The organism is Bradyrhizobium sp. CCBAU 51753, assembly GCF_015291565.1.
Taxonomy (GTDB): domain Bacteria; phylum Pseudomonadota; class Alphaproteobacteria; order Rhizobiales; family Xanthobacteraceae; genus Bradyrhizobium; species Bradyrhizobium ivorense.
In genome coordinates this window covers 8,179,832-8,198,818 of sequence record NZ_CP030037.1, presented here as the reverse complement: position 1 = coordinate 8,198,818, position 18,987 = coordinate 8,179,832, and the positions used below count along the sequence as shown (strand labels likewise).

The following is an 18,987-nucleotide window of genomic DNA, read 5'->3' as shown; positions in this document are numbered from 1 at the left end:
GGTAATCGAATATTCCGTGTCATAAAAAATATGGCGTCGCACACGATCTTACGTTGCGTTGCACAAAATTGACATGATATGGGTGTTTACTTGTGAGGCCCGACGAAGGGCATTCCCCGTGAACCAAGGCAGCGTGATCCTCCTCAACGTTCGGACTTTCCAGGTTCCGGGACGTCGCGAGGGGTCACATCGATTACCACCCGTTGCGAAGGATGCACGTCAATGACCAATCCGTCCGATCCGTTTTCCGCTTCGATCATCCCGTTTGAGGTTCCCGAGCAGATGCGTGCGTTCGCCGAAAAGGGCGTGCTGCAGGCCCGCGACAGCTACGCCAAGTTCAAGGACGCTGCCGAGACCCACAACTCCACGGTCGAGGCCGTGTTCTCGTCCTACAACAAGGGCGCCAGCGCCTACTCGGCCAAGCTGATCGAGTTCTTCAAGGCCAACACCACCTCCTCGCTCGACTTCGCGCAGGAGCTGTTCGGCGTGAAGACGCCGTCGGAGGCGCTCGAGCTGTGGACGGCGCACGCGCGCAAGCAGTTCGAGACCTACACCGCGCAGGCCAAGGAACTGGCCGAGCTCGGCCAGAAGGTCGTCAACGAGGCCGCCGAGCCGATCAAGGCCAACGCCTCGAAGTACTACAAGCCGGCCGCCTGAGCGCGACCCGCAGACCATCAGCGAAGGCCCGGGCCGCGCGTCCGGGCCTTTTTCTTTAACGATGGGGCGCGAAAATCGCCCATGCCGAAGGTGCAAAAGCCTGCGTTACGGCCTTGCCAAACTCCGGCGTTGCACCTAGTTTCCGCCCGAAATCGCCGCCCCCCTTTCGGCGGGGCCGCGCGTCAGGATGCAGTTGTAGCTCAGTTGGTTAGAGCGCCTGTCTGTGGAACAGGAGGTCGGTGGTTCGAGCCCACCCAACTGTACCATCACCGTTTGCAGCGCTCAGCCCTCAGCGTCTTACCGACGGGCCAGATCTGTCGCCCAAATCTGCTTGCCTCCGCGACGTTGGCGCAGCCCCACCGAACGCGTTGACCTCGCGGAATCTTCGCCTCGAGGTTGCGGTTGATGCGTTGGGCTGAGGTGCTCCTTCCACCCAATTGAGCTCGACGATCCAGTCCACTCGGCCTTTGCGCCTGCTTCACTGTATTGCGGTGGCCGCTCCACATGGAACCGTGCCAGTGGACGCGCTGACGCCATCGCTATTTTTTCACCTTCGCCGCAGGCACAAATTCGGTACCCCTGAAGGAGTATTGAGGCGCTGTCCGTGCGGGCATAGCGTGCCGCGCTGGGGGAATGGAGCTGGAATAGTCCGATCACATCGTCAAAATAAATAATCGTCCTTGCTATGCGCCACGCGATCGAGACTGCACCGAGGGACGGGACAGTACTTATCCTCGAGCACGATCCGACTGGGACCAGTGATATCGCTTACTGGTCAGTTGAAGCCGGTCAATGGGTCGCTGAAGATGGTACGCCAAGCGAGATCACGCCGACGCATTGGCGGTCAGTGTCGGACGACGATGAATATCTCCCAGAAGAGTTCGATCAATCGAGCAACTCCTCTCGACTTGGACAGTGGTCGTTGGGCGCGCGGCTGCTTGCGGCCTGTCTGATCGCTGCGGCGGTCTTCGCGGCGGCGTATATGCGAATCAATTCCGATCTTGAGCAAGACAGCTTGTTAGCGGGCGAGGGCTCGCGGAAGACCGAGATGTCGGCGCTTCAGCAGCAGTCCGGGACCAAGGCCACACCGCAGGCGGCCGTGCGGGCCGGGCAGTCCGTGGACGCGTCGACGTCGCAGACGCAATCATCTCTGGAGCCGCGTCGAGAGTTCCTGGCGAACGAACTGTCCGAGGCCCGGCAGGCCGTCGAGCGGCTCGATGCGCAGCTAAGGGCGGAAGCCGCGAGGAGCGCGCAATTGCTGGACAAGGAGCAGCAGAAAACGGCTGCTCTCGCGCAGGAAGCCGCAGCCGCGCGACAGGAGCTGGCCACAAGCACGGCAGGACATCGTCAGGCGCTCGACGACGAACGCGCACGGAGTGCCGCGTTGGCGAGCGAACTCGCCACCGCGCAGCGCGACAACGAGGTGCAGGCTGCGCAATTGCGCAAGACGCGTGCGGAAATGGAGCAGCTCAGACAGGCAAAAGCTGCAGATAGCGCCCAATTGCTCGACCAGGAGCGGCAGAAAACGAATGCCCTCGCGGAGGAAGCTGCAGCCGCGCAGCGAGCGCTGACCGCAAGCACGGCAGCACATCGTCAGGCGCTCGACGAGGAACGCGCGCACAGCGCCGCCTTGGCGAGCGGACTCGCCACTGCGCAGCGTGAAAACGAGATGCAGGCGGCGCAATTGCGCAAGGCGGGCGAGGAGATGGAGCGGCTCAAGCAGGCGAGAGCGGCGAACAGTGCACAAGCGCTCGACCAGGAGCGACAGAAGACCGATGCCCTCGCGCAGGAGGCGGCGGCCGCGCGAGAAGAGTTGACCACAAGCACGGCAAGACATGATCAAGCGCTCGACGAGGAGCGCGCGCACAGTGCCGCACTGGCGAGTGCGCTCGCCGCAGCGCAGCGCGAAAACGAGACGCAGGCGGCGCAATTGCGCAAGGCGAACGAGGACGCAGAGCGGCTCAAGCAGGCGGCAACAGCGAACGACGCACAATTGCACGACCTGGAGCGGCAGAAGACGGATGCCCTCACGCAGGCCGCGGCCGCGCAACAAGCGCTGACCGCGAGCACGGCAAAACATCGTCAAGCGCTCGACGAGGAACGCGCGCACAGCGCCGCGCTGGCAAGCGGACTCGCCACGGCGCAGCACGACAACGAGATGCAGGCGGCGAATCTGCGCAAGACGAGCGAGGAAGCCGAGCAGCTCAGGCAGGTGGAAGCCGCGAACAGCGCGCAGGCGCTCGACCAGGAGCGGCAGAAAGCGGCTGCCCTCGCACAGGAGGCCGCCGCCGCGCGACAGGAGCTGGCTACGAGCACGGAGGAACATCGTCAAGCGCTCGACAAGGAACGCGCGCGCAGCGCCGCACTGGCGAGCGCGCTCGCCACGGCGCAGCACGACAATGAGGCGCAGGCGACGCAATTGCGCAAGACGGGCGACGAAGCCGAGCAGCTCAGGCAGGCAGAAGCGGCGAGCAGCGCAAAATCGCTCGACCAGGAGCGGCAGAAGGCGGCTGCCCTCGCACAGGAGGCCGCGGCCGCGCGGCAAGAACTGGCCACAAGTACGGAAAAGCATCGTCAGGCGCTCGACGAGGAACGCGCGCGCACTGCCGCACTGGCGGACGAACTGGCCACCGCGCGGCGCGACAACGGGGTACAGACGGCGCAATTGCAGAAGGCGAGCGAGGAAACGCTGCAACTCCGGCGTTCGACGGAGAGTTCGATGACCGAGTTGCGACAAGCCCTGCAGCAAGAGCGCAGCCGGACCGAGGCGACGGCACGCGACGTCGAGTCCGCGCGGCGTGCGACCGATCTACGTGTTCCCGCCGAGGCCGCGGTCAACAGTAACACCTCCAGAACAGCGCAGGCGACGGACGCAGCGGCGACGGTGCAGCCGGCGACCGGAGAAGCGCGAGAAAATCCGGAGGCAACGAGGCTGATCGCGCGCGCCCGCACGCTGCTCGGTCAGGGAAACATCGGCGCGGCGCGGACCGTGCTCCAGCGCGCCGTCGAGACCGGCAGCGCACTGGCAAACTTCACGCTCGCGGAGACCTATGATCCCGGCATTCTCTCCACATGGGGAACGTACGGAACACGGGGCGATGCGACGAAGGCGCGGGAATTTTACGTGAGGGCGCAGGCCGGCGGAATTCGGGTTGCGAAGGATCGATTGGACAAGCTGAATCAGTAGAAGAATTGACGTCGGATATTTTGCGCGTCGGGCTTCGACGTGGCCAGCGGCACCGAAGCCGAGGCGGTTTTGCGAGGGAGTTTTCCGATGAATATGACCCTTATATCGCGCTTGTTGCTCGCCGTGTTGGCGCCGGCGATTCTGGCTCTTCAGCCCGTCACTGTGGAGGCGCAGACGCAGCGCGTCCGCCAGATGCAGCGTTCTCCCGCCGAAATAGAAAGAAGGGAGCGGATGAATGCCTGGACGGTCGGCCTTGCCGGCGGGTTGATCGAGGGGGCGCCGCTTCGGCTTGCGGCGGAGATCGCTCGCGTCGTCGACGACGGGCCGAATCTGCATGTCCTGCCGATCGTCACCCGCGGCGCCACCGAGAACCTGAATTCGCTGCTCTATTTGCGCGGGGTCGATGTCGCGATCATCAATTCCGATGCGCTCGAAGAGTACAGGATCCAGGTCCCGGGGATTCAGCGCCGGATCACTTACCTGCTCAATCTCTTCCCCTCGGAGCTGCATGTTTTTGTTCGGCCCGAGATCCAGAGCCTGCAGGATCTCGCCGGCAAGAAGGTGAATTTCAACACCCAGGGCACGGCTGCCGCCTATTCGGGGCCGCTGATCTTCAGCCGTCTCGGCATCGAGGCGGAGAAGACCTTCATTCCGCATCAGGTCGCGCTGGAGCAGATGCGCAAGGGCGAGATGGCGGCGGTCGTTTTCATCACCTCGAAGCCGGTCGATGCGTTCGTGCGCGGACGCTGGGATCCCGGCTTCAAGTTCCTCCCCGTGAAATATGAAAGCAAATTCGAGGATTACTATCTTCCCGCGGTGCTGGAGGCGCGCGAGTACCCCAACCTGATCAAGGAGGACCAGAGCATACCGACCATTGCGGTGCCGACCGCCCTGGTTGCGTATAACTGGCCGGCTGAATCCAACCGCTATCAGCGCGTCGCCCGCCTCGTCGATACCCTGTTTTCCCGGATCGATAAGCTGCAGGCGCCGGGCTTCGACCCGAAATGGCAGTCGATCAATCTCGCCGCGACGGTGCCCGGCCTCGACCGGTTCGGGGCAGCGCAGGAGTGGCTGGATCGACAGGCGCGTACTGCGCGCGTATCGCGATGAGAGCGATCGCTCTGGCCATCGCATTGGAAATCGTGAGCGGGTTCGCTCTTGCGCAAGGCGCGACCGATGCGACCGGGGCTCTTGGGCCGGCTCGCCCGGCCACGGCGGTCGACAATTGGATTGTCAGCGCGACGACGTCGCCCGTGGACTACAAGCCGATTGTCACCGCCACGACCTTTTCGCGCGACGGCTCAAGTGGCTCGTCGATGCATCTGTCGATTCATTGCCATGCCGGCCGTACGGAGCTTGTCGTCGCAGGGCCGGCCTTCGAGCGCAGCAGGGACGGTTACGCGATTTCCTATCGCATCAATGACCATCCGCCGGTGACGCTTGCGGGAGCTTCGCCATTGTCTGGAACGGGCGTTGCGTTCACCGGCGACGTCGTGGGCTTGCTGCAATCTTTTCCTGAAGAGGGAGAGGTTGCCATCCGTCTTGTGAGCCGAAACGGAGCGGCACTGGAAGGGCATTTCCTGCTTGCCGGACTGAAGAGGGTGCGGGGTCGGTTCGCCGAGGTGTGTAAATGGCCACAAGCCGCAGCGAAGCCACGCGGCTGAGTGTAGTCGAACTCTCAAGGGAGATACGTCATGATGAAGAGTGGAAATACCGCCGCAGTGATGGCCTGGGTCATAGCGCTGTTCATCGCGGTGTCGCCATCTGCGGTCGCACAGGAGAAAACGCTCGCGACGCCGCCGTCGGTGGCAGCGCAGCCGAAGGCGCACGTGGCGCCGTCGTCGGCGAAGAAGCATGTGGCGACGGCGCAATCGAAGGGCCCTGCCGCCGCAAAATCGCATCGCCTGATCCTTCAGGTCAATGCCAACGATCCCGCGATGATGAGCCTTGCGCTCAACAACGCAACCAACGTGATGCAGTATTACAAGGACCTCGGCGAGGAGGTGAAGGTCGACATCGTCGCTTACGGTCCTGGCCTGCACATGCTGCGCGACGACACCTCGCCGGTGAAGACGAGGATCAAGACCATCTCGGAAAACTCGCCATCGATCTCCTTCGAAGCCTGCGGCAATACGCGGGAAAACATGAGCAAGGTTGAAAGCAAGGAGATCCCCCTGATTTCGGAGGCGAAGGTCGTGAAATCGGGCGTCGTGCGTGTCATGGAGCTGCAGGAGCAGGGTTGGTCGTATGTGAAGCCGTGACGCGCTGCGATAGCAACGCCGAACCGGCACCATCACCGCTCCGCATCATCTCCGTGATGCCGCCCTGCTGCGTCACGGAGCCAGATCTCGGGAAAAAATATAAGGATCAAGCCTATAAAGGGGGCCAAAGCCCCCAACCACCCCGGCGTGTCATCTCGCCCGCTTGCGCTTCCTCGTCCGTTCACCCACTATCCCCCGAAACGCCGCCTTGGGGGGATGCGCATGGGGATCGCTGGTTCAAGGACAGTTTCGTTTGCGCTGATGTCAGCTTTCGGGCTTGCGGTCGCGCTGGTGCCGAGCCGGGGCGAGGCTTATACAGCCGAGCAGCAGCAGGCCTGCACGCCGGATGCGTTCCGGCTCTGCGGGCCCGAGATCCCGGATGTCGATCGGGTCACCGTCTGCATGATCAGGAACAAGGCGCTGCTGTCGCCGGCGTGCAAGGCGTTCTTCCGCCCGGGTCCGGAACCGCGCGAGGCGCGCGAGCGCATGGAACGGCGGCCGGTCGCGGTCAAGCGCAAGCCCGCGAAGTCGCACCGGGCGAAGAAGCCGAAACCGGCGGCCAACTGAGCGCGTTGGTCCACGCAGCCGGCGCCTGGCTGTGAACGCGTCGGCGGTTTCAAGGCCTGCATGCGCGACAGACTGACGCGTTGTGACGCTGTCACGCAGCATCATCTCTGCTGCTTGTGTGCTTTACGGACTCCGTTCCGCCATGCGGGATGGATGGAGAGGACAAGCGTGAGCGAATACTACAAACTGGAAATCGATCGGCACTTCGCCTGGTTCGAGGCCAAACTTCCCGCCGGGCCGGCGCGCTTCGTCGCGTGGCTGCGCAAGCCGTCGTCGATCTATGTGCGGATTCCGCTCGCGTTGCTGTTGATCGTCGGCGGCATCTTCAGCTTCCTGCCGGTGCTCGGACTCTGGATGCTGCCGCTCGGACTCCTTTTGTTCGCGCAGGATGTTCCGTTCCTGCAGAAACCCACCGCGCAATTGCTCGGCTGGATCGAACGCAAATGGATCGAGCGCGAGCGCGCGAAGGCCGCCGAAAAGCGCTAGGGCCTCGAGTCAAATCAAGCGGTTAGCTTTTTGTTTTGACTCGGCTTCTTCACACGGGACGCCGCTCGCGTCGCGCGCAAATCCATGCTCCATTTCCGGTTGTGTCATAAATGAAGTGTGACTCAAAAACCAGAATGCGCCGGTAATCTTGGCGGCTTTGCGATTTGCAAGAAGTTTTTTCTTTCGCGAATCATCGTGCTGATTCATTTTCGCCTCCTGGGGTCAATGTGGAGGCCAAGGTATGAACGTCATTGTTTTCGCTTCGCGTAAGGGGGGCTCGGGGAAAAGCACCCTGGCTGCTCACCTCGCCGCGCAAGTGCACAAGGCAACGAAGCCGTGTCTGCTGATCGATGCCGATCCGCAGGGCTCGCTGACCCTGTGGCACAAATTGCGCGGCACCAACGAGCCGCAGATCAAGACGGCCGTGAACTCGGTCAGTGGAATCCTGGCGCAAGCCAAGCGTGACGGTATCGAATGGGTGTTCATCGACACGCCGCCGAATCTCTCGGCCGTCGTCGACGACTCCATCAAGAACGCAACGATGGTGATCATTCCGGCGCGGCCCGGCGTGTTCGACGTCAATGCGGTGCAGGAAACCATCCAGACCTGCCGCTCGATGCGCAAGCCCTACGCCGTCGTGATCAACGGCGCGCCGGCGCAGCGTGACAATGCCGAAAGCCGCATCGTCGCGATCGCGCGCGAGGCGCTGGCGAAATTCCGCGCACCGGTGTGGAGCGGCCAGATCACCAACCGCGCCGATCTCTTGATGGCGCTCGGCCAGGGTGAAGGCGCCCGCGAATACTACGCGGAAGGCCGCGCCGCCGCCGAGATCCAGCGGCTGTGGGGCGCGATCGAACGCTCGATCAAGGCGATCCGCGGTACGGCGTCGGCGTCCGGCGCGATGCACAAGCAAGCGGCGTAACAACGCCGCTTTTTTTTGCCCGAACTGGAAGAACGCGCGGGACCCGCGCGTTTTTTGTGACTGCAACATGTCTAGTCTAAGAGACATTCCGGGGCGCTCGTTAGAGCGAACCCGGAATCTCGAGATTCCGGGTCTGGTGCTCGCGCACCATCCCGGAATGACAGGATGGGATTGGCCTCAGGCCACCATCAGCAAATAAAACAGGATCACCGGCGCCAGGGTCAGGATCACCGACCAGATGCCGACAGCCCACAAAATATCCTCGGTGGTAAAGCCCGGCTTGACGACAAGTCCCGGCCTCACCGCAATCAAACGGCTATTCGAATTCACGACGCCCCCGCGTTGGTCTTCAGCTCAGCGGGGACGCTGATACGCGACCGGCCTTTAAAATCCCGGTCGCGATTTGTTTGGCATTTGCCGGCGGCTGCTACTTCGGATTAACCACGCGCGGGCCGATCGGACGTCCGCAGCAAGGCTCAGCGCGTGCCGCCCTGGTCGCGGATCGCGCCGAGATGCTCGTTGATGCGAAACACGATCAGGATGAACTCGGCGACGATGCGCGAGAACACGATGCCGACGATGACGCTGGCGATCGATGCCAGCAGCAGGATGAAGCCGACGAACGGGCTGATCGCCATCGCCGACAGCGCCGACAGGATGCCGGAGATCCCGAACAGCACGATGACACCGATCACCAGCCAGTAGAACGTCTTGATGATCGTGGGCGTGATGAAGCGGTCCCACTGGAACAGATCCTGGAAATCGAACATCGATGGTTCTCCCGGCAAGCCGAATGTGATTCGCGTCTCATCCTACTGCGTCATAACCGGCCTGATTACCTCATCCTGAGGCGCCTGCGCAGCAAGCGTCGCGGCGGACGAGGGCACCGGCCGGGCCGCATGGTTCGAGAACAGCGCCAAGGCGCCTCCTCGCCATGAGGCCATTCAAGCCGCAGCAAACTGTCCCCGCAAAGGGCCGGCCCTCAGCCGCGCGCCGGCGGCGAAGGGCGAGCTATGCGAGTGGGCCGGTTGTGATTGCCGCAAATAACGGCCACAATCGGGCTCCCTCGGCACATATCCTCATCCCATCACCGCGCTAAATGACCACGCTGACCTTCGAAGACTTCAAGCCCGGCCGCCTCGGAACGTTCGGCCCGCGCCATGTTTCGCGCGAGGAAATCCTCGCTTTTGCCGCCGAATTCGACCCGCAGCCGATGCATCTCGACGAGGAGGCGGCGAAAAAATCCATGCTCAGGGGGCTTTCCGGCTCGGGCTGGCACCTGGGCTCGCTGATGATGCGGATGCTGTTCGACGGCTTCATCGGCCGCACCGCCTCGCTCGGCTCGCCCGGCGTCAACGAGATGCGCTGGATGGCGCCGCTGCGTCCCGGCGACGATCTGACGCTCGACGTCGACGTCGTCGAGGCCCGCGTCTCGAAGAGCCGCCCCGCGACCGGCATCGTCACCTTCAAGGGCACGATCCGCAATGCGCGCGGCGAGGTGCTGTGCGAGATGGAGTCGCCGATCATCGTCAGCCGTCGCGACGGCGGGGGTGTGTAACATGGCCTTCTTCGAAGACATCGAGATCGGCGACCGCCGCGCCTTCGGCTCGTTCACCTTCACGGCGGAGGACATCAAGCGCTTTGCCGCGCAGTTCGATCCGCAGCGCTTCCATCTCGACGAGGAGGCGGGGCGCAATTCGCTGTTCGGCGGGCTTGCCGCGTCGGGCTGGCACGTCGCCGCGGTCTGCATGAAGCTCTTGGTCGCCGACGGCCAGCGGCGGTCGGCGGAAGAGGCCGCGCGCGGCGAGACGGTCGCGGTCTGGGGCCCGTCGCCGGGCTTCCGCGAGCTGCGCTGGATTCGCCCGGTGTTGGCCGGCGACACCATCAGCTTCACCAACGAAGCCGAGACCAAGCGCACCTCGTCGAGCCGGCCCGAATGGGGCATCCTGCAGGCCCGCAACACCGGCACCAATCAGCGCGGCGAAGTGGTGTTCTCGTTCCTCGCGACCGCCTTCGTGCCGCGCCGCAATCCCGGTTCCTGATGTTGCCCGCGGGCATCTGATCTGTTGCGCCAAAGCCATGGTTGGCAGGCGACTTGCCGGCCCGCGCAGTTGTGCGTTGCATGGAACCCATTTTTTGCTAACGCATTTTGAACCTTTGTGCCTGCCTATGGATCGCGGGCACGAACTTCAGGGGATGACCATGGCAGACCGCAGCGCACTGAAGCTGGTCGGCATTATCTTCGCAACGGTGACGCTTGTGGTGATGTTGGCCACCGGTCTGGTCGTGAAGGGCTTTGCCGACGGCAATTACTCGTTCGAGACCACCGCGAGCATCAATCGCTAGTTCAGACACCGCTAACCATCGGCGCGGATCCGCGCCCGATCCACACCTGACTTATCGATTCCAGATCAGCACCAGCACCACGGTCGCGGCCAGCAGCAGTCCGACAAACCGGATCATGATCGTGCCGACGCTGGTCTGTGGCCGGCGCAGCGGAATGGGATCGGTTTTATCCGGTCGAATGCTCTGCATGAACGCCTGCCCCAGCCTGCCCGCCGCCTGATCGCGGCTGGAATTGGTCGCGGCCTGCGCATTTAAAGTTCAAATCGAATTCTGCAAGTTGTTTGGGCAACGGTCTGGGCCCCCGGGGGCTCCCGTAGCCCGGATGAGCGAAGCGACATCTGGGTCTCGTGCAACAGGAAGCACCGGTCCCGGATATCGCTTCGCTCATCCGGGCTACGGACCTTACCCCGCCGCAAATGAAAACCGCCGCCTCGGAGAGGCGGCGGCTGTCAGGTTAACGCAGGTCCGAGATCAGCTGTTGCGCAGGCCGTCGGCGGCGCGCTTCCACTGCGAGACGTTGTCGGCGATCATGCGCGTCGACTTCATCGCGGCCTGGCTGAGCTGGGCATAGCCGGAGATCTCGCGCTGGACGCGCTGGCCTTCGGCATGCAGCAGGTCGCGCAGGCTCTCGAGCTCACCGATCAGCTTCTCGATCTCGGCCAGCGAGGTGCCGGCGACGCGCTGGATCAGCGAGTTGACGTTGTTGACGGTGGCGTCGGTGTTGGCCTCGACCGGCGCGGTCTCCGGGCTCGCCACCGGCCGCCGCAGATAGGCGATGTCATTGCGGACGAAGTCACGGATGCCGGCCTCGACCTCCGAGACCGCAGCGAGATTGGTGTCGACCTCCGCCGTCTGTTCAACGTCTTCGGTACGGTTGGTAGCGTTCATCGGCTTTTCCCCTGGTGCATCGCGAAGCGCGGCTGTCCCCCGCACGACGAAGTGATGAAGTTACCGGCCCATCAGTCCCGCCGAATTTGACAGCATCTGGGCCAAGTTGCGGCAATGATTGATCATTTAGCACGACAAGGCTAACGGAGTGTTCACCATGTGCGCTTGTAGCCGGCGCGGATGCTCTTGTCGGTGGTGCCCTGCGCGGTCTCGCCGACCGAGCCCGAGACGGTGACGCCGTCGAACAGTTTCTGCTCGGCGCCGACCCGGCGCAGCCATTTGTCGTCGGAGGTCAGGGTCTGGCCCGCGGTGATGCTGGTGCCGGTATCGTTGACCGAAAGGCTGGCCGACTGCTCGGTGTCGTAGCTGCGCTGCGGGTGGCCGACGATGCCGCCGACGCCCTGCTGGGTGACGTTGTAGCCGTTCTGCAGGGTCAGCGAATACTGCTCCGACAGCGGCACCGCCTTGCTGATCGAGGTGCCGAGCTTGGTCTGGTCGGTGCCCGGATCGACCCGCGCCTCGACCGAGGTTTTGTCCCAGATCGAGGCCACGCCGGGCGCCGAGATCGTGGCCCAGGCCGAGCCGCCGGATTGCGGCAGGCTGCCGCCATTGGCGAGCCGTTCCGAGATCTGCTCCTGGGTCGTCATGGTGCCCTGCCGGGCGACCGTCATGTCGGCGCCGATCCGCGTGTCGAGAAACGGCGAGACCTGTTGCTTGACCGAGACCGCCGACGAGCCATTGCCGTTGCGGTTGGTCGACCACGACGGATCGTTGCTCGCGGTGCTGCTCGGCGTGGCCGAGCGGCGCGGCGCCAGCGTCGGCAGGCTGGTCGAGTCGGTGTCGAGCTGGCTCCAGTCGAGCTTGCTTACGTCGATGTCCTTCAGGATGTCGGCGTTGGCGTCCGCCGGGGCATTGGCATCCGCCGGCGCGGTCTGCTCGGTCGCCTGCTCGCTTGCCTCGTCAGTGTCGACCTGCGCGGGCGGGGTTTGCGCCGCTGCCGAAAGCGCCATGGCCATGCCGAAGCCGGCCGCCAGCACTGGCAGCCTTGCCCAGCCAAATCGTGATGTAAGAGTCATTCCCAGCCCGCAAATTCCAGGCCCGCATCATGCGGTTTTCGTTGGTACAAAATTGTGGCGACGGCGCCGTGACGGCAAGACGTCGACAAGACGCCGTCATGTCCGGGCTGCACGACAGGATCGCGCAGCATCCGGCCCGCGGCCCGTTCGGGGCTGGCAAAACACGCCGCGGAGGCCGGAGCATCGACGCGAAGCCTTCGCGCCGGTGGCCCGGACATGACGAACTCGTGAGATCAGGAAAGCGTCAGACCGCGACCATGCGCGGCAGATGGATCGGATAGCCCACCGTCTGCTCGACCAGATCGAAGGTGTCGACCAGCACGCGGAAGCTCGTTAGCTTGCCATCGCGGAACTGGGCGAAATGCGCGATCCGGAGCGAGATCGGCTTGTTGGAATCCAGCGCCGTCAGCGAATAGCGCAGCATCGAGGCCGCCGAATCCGTACCCAGCATGATCTGCTCGCGGTCGAAGCGGTGCACCCGCAGGTTCTCGCCGATCTGCTTGATCACCTCGAGCACGGCGGCCTTGCCGTGGCGCGAGCCGAAAAACGAAAACAGGTCGATCGGTCCGAAGATCGCCCATTCGACCTCGTCATCGAGCAGCGGCTCGATGTCCTCAAGCTGGCGTTCGTTGATCGCGCGATGCAATGCGCGCGAAAAACGCCAGAGGCTGTGCTCTGTCATTTTGTCGTGGTCCTGAAACTGGATTTTCAAAGCGGCCGGCGAGGGCCTCAGCGTCGACGCCGTGCCCAATTGCTGCACACGCTATTGCACGGTGAAATAGTACGGAGCGGCCAAAACGCAACTGCAGATTTTGCATTGCACAATTGCGCGGAATTCTACGGGAATGTGAACGACGTCACGTAACGCGAGTCGGACTGGCACGCTGCCGTGCCGTGGTGAGGTGAGCACGCCGGTCAGGCTCCCTCTCCCCTTGCGGGAGAGGGTCGGGGAGAGGGGTGGCCCCGGGCGAGATGGATTGAAGCGAGCGCGCGCACGCAACAACGGTTACCGGCGTTCAGGTGCAGATCGAGAGAGCACGTCGCGCGGTACCCCTCTCCCCAACCCTCCCCCGCAAGGGGGGAGGGAGCCCTTCCAGGGTGCTCACCTCACGTTGTGGGGAATAGACCCGCCAGTCGCCTAACGGTCGCGATGCCGCACCGGCTGGCGCTCGATCATGATCTCGGCGTCGCGGATCGCGATCACGGCGAACAGCAGCGCGCCGGCGATGCCGCCGATCGCGGCGCCGAGCGGCATCAGGGTGAAAAACACCAGCGCGCCGTTGTCGATGCTCGCCGTTCTGACGAGGCCGACCCAGGTGAGTCCGGCGCCGATGCCGAGCGCCGCGCCGCCAAGCGCGCCGAGCGCCAGGCCAAGCAAAGCCAGCAATGTGATTTTCATGGTGGTGTTCAGCCCCCGCCGTCCGCAACAGCCCAGTGAGTACGTCAGCGCGGGGTGCGGGAGGTTCAACGCCGGGGTGCCGTTCACCGGCTTGTGACGCCGGGCGTCGCACGAGGCAGGAGATGGGCCCGCGCTACAGCCCGGTGCGGCCGGTCAGCAGGGCCGAGATGTCGCGCTCCAGCACCTGCTGCACCAGGTCGAAGGTGTCGATGATCTCGCGGATCTCGGTGATCAGGCCGTCGCGCAGGGTGTAGAACACCGCGACGTCGAACTGCACCACGCGCTCATTGGTGCGCTTGCGGAAGAATACGCGCAGTTGCGCGGCGACCCGGTTGCCCTGCGCCACCACCACAGGCGCCTCGTAGCGCATCTCGGAATAGCGCTCGTGGATCGTGGTCCACATCTGGCGCAGCGCGGCCTTGCCGCGGTGCTGGCCCATATGCGGCAGGATGTCGACCGGCGCATTGGCGAGGAACGCGATGTCGTCGCTGCAGCGTTCGAGCGCGCCCTCGATGCCGCCGGCATAATAGACGTCGAGGAAATTCAGCACGCGCTGTCGGTTTGCATCCTCGCCCATGTACTCGCCCATGTCAGCTCCGCAGGTTTGGTCCGACTCGGCGTCGCATTGTAGCCCGAACCGGTCCTCGATCGATCAAATGTTTGACGCGCCAGCGGCGATTTGGTTCGGCAACCAGGGCGTGCATCTGTAGCGAATCTGCACGCCAGAGATCAAGCCGTCGCGACCGGATCGTGAAGAGCGCCGGGCTCGCCGTGGCGCGGTCGGCTTGCTGCGATGGCGCGACCTTGCGGTCACAAGATCGATGGTGAGCGAAGAACGATGCCGACATCGGAGCGATGCTGCCGTTGGAAATGATACGCACGGCCGTCTCCGTTTGCCGGCCCCGCGGTTCGGACGCGCTCGGCTTCACCAGGAACCGGCCTGCCACCATCGCCGTTGAGAGCATGAATCTTTCAACGGAGTGATTGCATCATGAAATCGATCGTTCTCGCTACCGCCATTGCCGTCACCGCGCTTGCCGCCGCAACTCCGGCCGACGCCAAGGGCTGCATCAAGGGCGCCGTCGTCGGCGGTGTCGCCGGCCATTATGCCGGCCATCACGGCATGCTCGGCGCCGCCGCCGGCTGCCTCTACGGCCGCCATCGCGCCAAGGAACATGCGCGCGAGCAGCAGGCGCCCCCGCCGCGGCAGGAAAAGCTGTGAGGCCACCGGCCAAGATGTGAAGAGAGGTTTCCGGAACGCCGTCCGCGCGGGCGGCGTTGTCTCCTTGCGTAACGGAGACACTGATGACGAAACCAAAGACAACAAACATCCGGCCCGTTCCCGACGACAACCAGAGCCACAAGGGTCCCGGCAGCGCGCCCGGCGTTCCCCTCGACACCACCAAGGGCCATCGCGACGACGAGAAGCACAACATCCGCGAACAGGCCGCGCACGGCAACCTGACCCAGAACACCAGCAACCGGCGATCGGGGTAGGGTAAGCGGCGGCGCTTTGCTGCGCGCGAGTGATGCCGAGCGGAGTTCCCGCTATTTCCACGTCATTGCGAGGAGCCAACGGGTCGCGCGAAAACGCGCCCGATGACAGGCTCCGCGACGAAGCAATCCATCGACCCGCATATGCGGAGCCATGGATTGCTTCGCTTCGCTCGCAATGACGGGGTGCGATCAGGCAATCCGAACGCAGGAGATGACGCTGTCTAAGGCAGCGTCATCTCCTCGATCCGCGGCGGTGTCTGCGCAAAATCGCTGAACCTCACCCATTGCGGCCGCATCCGCACATAGCCGATGTTCGGCCACGCCTCGCGCCCCGGACCGTCGGGCCACGCCGCGAAGTAGACCTGCTTGCACGCGGCAAGCTCCGCCCCAACAGGAAAATCGGCGACGCCCTCGTATTGCACGGTCTGTTCGGCGTCCCAGCCGATCACCAGCGCCGCGCGGGGATCGCTGCGGAGGTTGTTGTACTTCCGCGACGTCGTCAGCGTGTCGAAGATGATCTCGAGGTCGTCGGTGACGGCGATGCCGACGACGGCGGCCTGCGGCGCGCCGTCATGGAGCGTGCTGACGACCGCGAGCCGATGCATCCGCAGGAAAGCGAGGAGCTCGGCGCGGGTCATGGCCTACCTTTTCTTCCACCCGCCCCGCTTCCCCGGCGCGCCGCCGCTGCTCCGCGGCGAAGGTCCGAACTCGGGCCCCGACTGCCGCGAGTCGGTCGGTTGGATGATTCGGCTGCTTCCGCCGAACGGCTTTGCCGGCAGCGCGCCGGCGGGGCGGAACGGCAACGATTCCGGGCCGTGCATCTCGTCGAGATGGGGCTTGTGGACCCGTGAGCCGGACTTGGCGCCGCGGCCGGCCTTGACCGAGGTTTGCGCCGCCTTGTTCTTCAGCGCGCTGACCGGGAGGTTGGCGGCGTCGCCGTATTTTCTGGTGCCGGCGTAGGCGCCGGCCTGCTTCTGCACGTTGCGCTGTTTCGCGGTGGGGTCGTCGACCACAGCCATCTCGGTCGCGCGCAGGCGCTTGACCTCGTCGCGCAGGCGCGCGGCTTCCTCGAAATTCAGATCGGCAGCGGCTTCGCGCATCCGGGTTTCGAGGTCGCTCAACACCGCCTCGAAATTGTGGCCGATGCTGATGACGTCGTCGGCCATGCCGCCGTCGCCGATCTCGACCAGCACGTGGTCGCGCTCGTAGACCGAGTTGAGGATGTCGCCGATCGACTTCTTGACGCTCTCCGGCGTGATGCCGTTGGCCTCGTTGTACTCGACCTGCTTCTCGCGACGGCGGTTGGTCTCGGCGATGGCGCGCTCCATCGATCCGGTCATGCTGTCGGCGTAGAGGATCACCTTGCCGTCGACATTGCGCGCGGCGCGGCCGATGGTCTGGATCAGCGAGGTCTCGCTGCGCAGAAAACCTTCCTTGTCGGCATCGAGGATCGCGACCAGCGCGCATTCGGGAATGTCGAGGCCCTCGCGCAAGAGGTTGATGCCGACCAGCGCGTCGAACGCGCCGAGCCGGAGATCCCGGATGATCTCGATGCGCTCGATGGTGTCGATATCCGAATGCATGTAGCGGACGCGAATGCCCTGCTCGTGCAGGTATTCGGTGAGATCCTCCGCCATGCGTTTGGTCAGCACCGTGATGAGCGAGCGATAGCCGGCAGCCGCGGTGGCGCGCACCTCGCCGACGAGGTCGTCGACCTGGGTGCGGGCCGGACGAATGTCGACCGGCGGATCAATCAGCCCGGTCGGGCGGATCACCTGCTCGACGAACACGCCGCCGGACTCGTTCAACTCCCAGCCGCTCGGCGTCGCCGACACGGCGACGGTCTGCGGCCGCATCATGTCCCACTCCTCGAAGCGGAGCGGGCGGTTGTCCATACAGGAGGGCAGGCGGAAACCGTATTCGGCCAAGGTCGCCTTGCGGCGGAAGTCGCCGCGGAACATGGCGCCGATCTGCGGCACGGTGACGTGGCTCTCGTCGGCGAAGATCAGCGCGTTGTCGGGGACGTATTCGAACAGCGTCGGCGGCGGCTCGCCGGGGCGGCGGCCGGTCAGATAGCGCGAATAGTTCTCGATGCCGGCGCAGCTCCCCGTCGCCTCCATCATCTCGAGATCGAAGGTGGTGCGCTGCTCGAGCCGCTGCGCTTCCAAAAGGCGGCCCTGGTCGTTGAGCTGGTCGAGGCGGATCTTCAGCTCCGACTTGATCGACTTGATCGCCTGCACCAGGGTCGGGCGCGGCGTCACATAGTGCGAGTTGGCGTAGATCTTGATGAATTCGAGCTCGTCCTGCTTGTGGCCGGTGAGCGGATCGAACTCCTCGATATTCTCCACGGTGTCGCCGAACAGGTTCACGCGCCAGGCGCGGTCTTCATAGTGCGCCGGGAAGATGTCGATGACATCGCCGCGGACGCGGAAGGTGCCGCGGGTGAACTCGGCCTGGGTGCGCTTGTACTGCAGCGCGACCAGGTCGGCGATCAGCTGCCGCTGGTCGATGCGCTCGCCCTTCTTCAGCGCAAACGTCATCGCGGTGTAGGTCTCGACCGAGCCGATACCGTAGATGCAGGACACCGAGGCCACGATGATGACGTCGTCGCGCTCGAGCAGCGCGCGCGTCGCCGAGTGGCGCATGCGGTCGATCTGCTCGTTGATCGACGAATCCTTCTCGATATAGGTGTCGGTCCGCGGCACATAGGCCTCGGGCTGGTAATAGTCGTAATAGCTGACGAAGTACTCGACCGCGTTGTCGGGGAAGAAGTTCTTGAACTCGCCGTAGAGCTGCGCGGCCAGCGTCTTGTTCGGGGCGAGGATCAGGGCAGGGCGCTGCGTCGCCTCGATCACCTTGGCCATCGTGTAGGTCTTGCCCGAGCCGGTGACGCCGAGCAGCACCTGGGTGCGGTCGTTGCGCCCGATGCCCTCGACCAGCTCGGCGATCGCGGTCGGCTGATCGCCCTTCGGCTGATACTCGGACTTAATCTCGAAGCGCACGCCGCCTTCGGACTTTTCCGGACGCGGCGGCCGGTGCGGGGTCCACACCCGCATCGAGCCGTCGTCCTTGCGGAATTCGGGGCGGCCGTCGCGGATCAGATTCTCCAGCGCGTCGGCGGTCGCCTTGACGCCGAGCGCCTCCATCTTGCTGCGCGGCGGGCGGGCCAGCGCCTCGTCGTCGTCCTCCGCAGTCGGCAGGCCGAGCTGCCGCGCCAGCTCGGGGTCGAGCGTCGGCACGGTCGCCGAGGTGCCGTAATTGGCCTGCGGGGCCTCGCCAAGACCCGCGCCAGGACCCGTGGCATCGCGCTTCGCGACATCGCCACTGGTCTCGCGCGTCGATGCCCGGGCGCGATGCGCCGCGGCCTCGCCGCCTGCGCGGCGATCCCAGGAATTGTCCGGCGGCGGCTGCAGGCCGGTGCCGGAGCCCATGCCGGCGTCGCCGCGATTGATCGCGGGATTGAGCAGCTCAGCCAGTGCAGGCCCGATCGGTTGGACGTCGGGCCGGTGCGCTTTGGATTTTGGGGTTTTGCCGGGCTTTTTCGGAGTGCTGGGTGTCTTCGCCATGGCCGGAATATGGGACGAGTCCGGCAGCGAGAAAAGGGCAAAGGGCGCGAGCTCTTGGCCCGGAATTTAGCTGTCAGCAGATGTCAGTAACGCTCTCGTTCCCGTTCTTCACGGGAAGAGGGAAAGGGTGAGGGG

At 64.4% G+C, this 18,987-nt stretch carries 24 protein-coding genes and 1 tRNA gene; 14 read left to right on the top strand and 11 right to left on the bottom strand.

Features of this window, described 5'->3' with window-relative positions; all coding sequences use genetic code 11:
- The first annotated feature begins 222 nt into the window (after positions 1–222).
- The 8 genes from XH93_RS37685 to XH93_RS37650 all read left to right on the top strand — a co-directional run bounded on the left by XH93_RS37685 (position 223) and on the right by XH93_RS37650 (position 7,158).
- Complete coding sequence (locus XH93_RS37685) at positions 223–657, top strand: phasin (RefSeq protein WP_139486520.1); 435 nt, start codon at positions 223–225, stop codon at positions 655–657.
- A 189-nt stretch (positions 658–846) separates the two neighbouring features.
- Positions 847–923 (top strand) — tRNA-His (locus XH93_RS37680).
- A gap of 581 nt (positions 924–1,504) precedes the next feature.
- Positions 1,505–3,844: a hypothetical protein gene (locus tag XH93_RS37675; protein ID WP_194471330.1), complete on the top strand. Its 2,340-nt coding sequence runs from the start codon at positions 1,505–1,507 to the stop codon at positions 3,842–3,844.
- Positions 3,845–3,937: 93 nt separating this feature from the next.
- On the top strand, positions 3,938–4,954 hold the full coding sequence (locus tag XH93_RS37670; protein ID WP_194475494.1) for a TAXI family TRAP transporter solute-binding subunit: 1,017 nt from the start codon (positions 3,938–3,940) through the stop codon (positions 4,952–4,954).
- Positions 4,951–5,508: a hypothetical protein gene (locus XH93_RS37665; RefSeq protein ID WP_139857759.1), complete on the top strand. Its 558-nt coding sequence runs from the start codon at positions 4,951–4,953 to the stop codon at positions 5,506–5,508. The genes XH93_RS37670 and XH93_RS37665 overlap by 4 nt, the downstream gene beginning before the upstream one ends.
- A gap of 30 nt (positions 5,509–5,538) precedes the next feature.
- Positions 5,539–6,105 (top strand): DsrE family protein, encoded by a 567-nt coding sequence (locus tag XH93_RS37660; protein WP_194471329.1) that lies wholly within the window; start codon positions 5,539–5,541, stop codon positions 6,103–6,105.
- A gap of 261 nt (positions 6,106–6,366) precedes the next feature.
- Positions 6,367–6,672 (top strand): hypothetical protein, encoded by a 306-nt coding sequence (locus XH93_RS37655; protein WP_139486516.1) that lies wholly within the window; start codon positions 6,367–6,369, stop codon positions 6,670–6,672.
- Between the two features lie 60 nt (positions 6,673–6,732).
- Positions 6,733–7,158, top strand: coding sequence for a hypothetical protein (locus XH93_RS37650; protein ID WP_371814861.1), 426 nt, complete (start codon positions 6,733–6,735; stop codon positions 7,156–7,158).
- A gap of 9 nt (positions 7,159–7,167) precedes the next feature.
- Here XH93_RS37650 and XH93_RS37645 read toward each other — a convergent pair whose 3' ends face one another.
- Positions 7,168–7,365, bottom strand: a complete 198-nt coding sequence (locus XH93_RS37645) for a hypothetical protein (RefSeq protein WP_139857757.1) — start codon at positions 7,363–7,365, stop codon at positions 7,168–7,170.
- A gap of 34 nt (positions 7,366–7,399) precedes the next feature.
- On the opposite strand from XH93_RS37645, the gene XH93_RS37640 reads away from it, so the two are divergent.
- Positions 7,400–8,080, top strand: coding sequence for a ParA family protein (locus tag XH93_RS37640; protein ID WP_139486513.1), 681 nt, complete (start codon positions 7,400–7,402; stop codon positions 8,078–8,080).
- Between the two features lie 177 nt (positions 8,081–8,257).
- Here the strand turns inward: XH93_RS37640 and XH93_RS37635 are convergent, their stop codons facing one another.
- A complete protein-coding gene (locus XH93_RS37635; RefSeq protein WP_194471328.1) occupies positions 8,258–8,410 on the bottom strand; it encodes a hypothetical protein in 153 nt (50 codons plus the stop codon).
- A gap of 146 nt (positions 8,411–8,556) precedes the next feature.
- A complete protein-coding gene (locus tag XH93_RS37630; protein WP_139857755.1) occupies positions 8,557–8,850 on the bottom strand; it encodes a DUF4282 domain-containing protein in 294 nt (97 codons plus the stop codon).
- 329 nt (positions 8,851–9,179) lie between these two features.
- On the opposite strand from XH93_RS37630, the gene XH93_RS37625 reads away from it, so the two are divergent.
- The 3 genes from XH93_RS37625 (at position 9,180) to XH93_RS37615 (ending at position 10,426) form a co-directional block, all read left to right on the top strand.
- On the top strand, positions 9,180–9,638 hold the full coding sequence (locus XH93_RS37625; RefSeq protein WP_194471327.1) for a MaoC family dehydratase: 459 nt from the start codon (positions 9,180–9,182) through the stop codon (positions 9,636–9,638).
- Between the two features lies 1 nt (position 9,639).
- Positions 9,640–10,122, top strand: coding sequence for a MaoC family dehydratase (locus tag XH93_RS37620; RefSeq protein WP_139486510.1), 483 nt, complete (start codon positions 9,640–9,642; stop codon positions 10,120–10,122).
- Between the two features lie 160 nt (positions 10,123–10,282).
- Complete coding sequence (locus XH93_RS37615; protein WP_172627152.1) at positions 10,283–10,426, top strand: hypothetical protein; 144 nt, start codon at positions 10,283–10,285, stop codon at positions 10,424–10,426.
- Between the two features lie 51 nt (positions 10,427–10,477).
- Here the strand turns inward: XH93_RS37615 and XH93_RS37610 are convergent, their stop codons facing one another.
- The 6 genes from XH93_RS37610 to XH93_RS37585 form a co-directional block, all read right to left on the bottom strand.
- Complete coding sequence (locus XH93_RS37610; protein ID WP_172627151.1) at positions 10,478–10,615, bottom strand: hypothetical protein; 138 nt, start codon at positions 10,613–10,615, stop codon at positions 10,478–10,480.
- 282 nt (positions 10,616–10,897) lie between these two features.
- Positions 10,898–11,314 (bottom strand): hypothetical protein, encoded by a 417-nt coding sequence (locus tag XH93_RS37605; protein WP_139486508.1) that lies wholly within the window; start codon positions 11,312–11,314, stop codon positions 10,898–10,900.
- 152 nt (positions 11,315–11,466) lie between these two features.
- Positions 11,467–12,390: a hypothetical protein gene (locus XH93_RS37600; protein ID WP_194471326.1), complete on the bottom strand. Its 924-nt coding sequence runs from the start codon at positions 12,388–12,390 to the stop codon at positions 11,467–11,469.
- Positions 12,391–12,634: 244 nt separating this feature from the next.
- A complete protein-coding gene (locus XH93_RS37595; protein WP_194471325.1) occupies positions 12,635–13,072 on the bottom strand; it encodes a nuclear transport factor 2 family protein in 438 nt (145 codons plus the stop codon).
- Positions 13,073–13,528: 456 nt separating this feature from the next.
- A complete protein-coding gene (locus XH93_RS37590) occupies positions 13,529–13,789 on the bottom strand; it encodes a hypothetical protein (protein WP_194471324.1) in 261 nt (86 codons plus the stop codon).
- 133 nt (positions 13,790–13,922) lie between these two features.
- Positions 13,923–14,366: a nuclear transport factor 2 family protein gene (locus XH93_RS37585; RefSeq protein ID WP_194475493.1), complete on the bottom strand. Its 444-nt coding sequence runs from the start codon at positions 14,364–14,366 to the stop codon at positions 13,923–13,925.
- Between the two features lie 414 nt (positions 14,367–14,780).
- Here XH93_RS37585 and XH93_RS37580 point away from each other — a divergent pair, with 414 nt between their 5' ends.
- Positions 14,781–15,011, top strand: a complete 231-nt coding sequence (locus XH93_RS37580; RefSeq protein ID WP_139864817.1) for a hypothetical protein — start codon at positions 14,781–14,783, stop codon at positions 15,009–15,011.
- Between the two features lie 83 nt (positions 15,012–15,094).
- Positions 15,095–15,286 (top strand): hypothetical protein, encoded by a 192-nt coding sequence (locus tag XH93_RS37575; RefSeq protein ID WP_229177207.1) that lies wholly within the window; start codon positions 15,095–15,097, stop codon positions 15,284–15,286.
- Between the two features lie 221 nt (positions 15,287–15,507).
- On the opposite strand, the gene XH93_RS37570 is transcribed toward XH93_RS37575, so the two are convergent.
- Positions 15,508–15,924 (bottom strand): pyridoxamine 5'-phosphate oxidase family protein, encoded by a 417-nt coding sequence (locus XH93_RS37570; protein WP_194471323.1) that lies wholly within the window; start codon positions 15,922–15,924, stop codon positions 15,508–15,510.
- Between the two features lie 3 nt (positions 15,925–15,927).
- Positions 15,928–18,852, bottom strand: coding sequence for an excinuclease ABC subunit UvrB (gene uvrB, locus XH93_RS37565; RefSeq protein ID WP_194471322.1), 2,925 nt, complete (start codon positions 18,850–18,852; stop codon positions 15,928–15,930).
- Positions 18,853–18,987 lie beyond the last annotated feature (135 nt).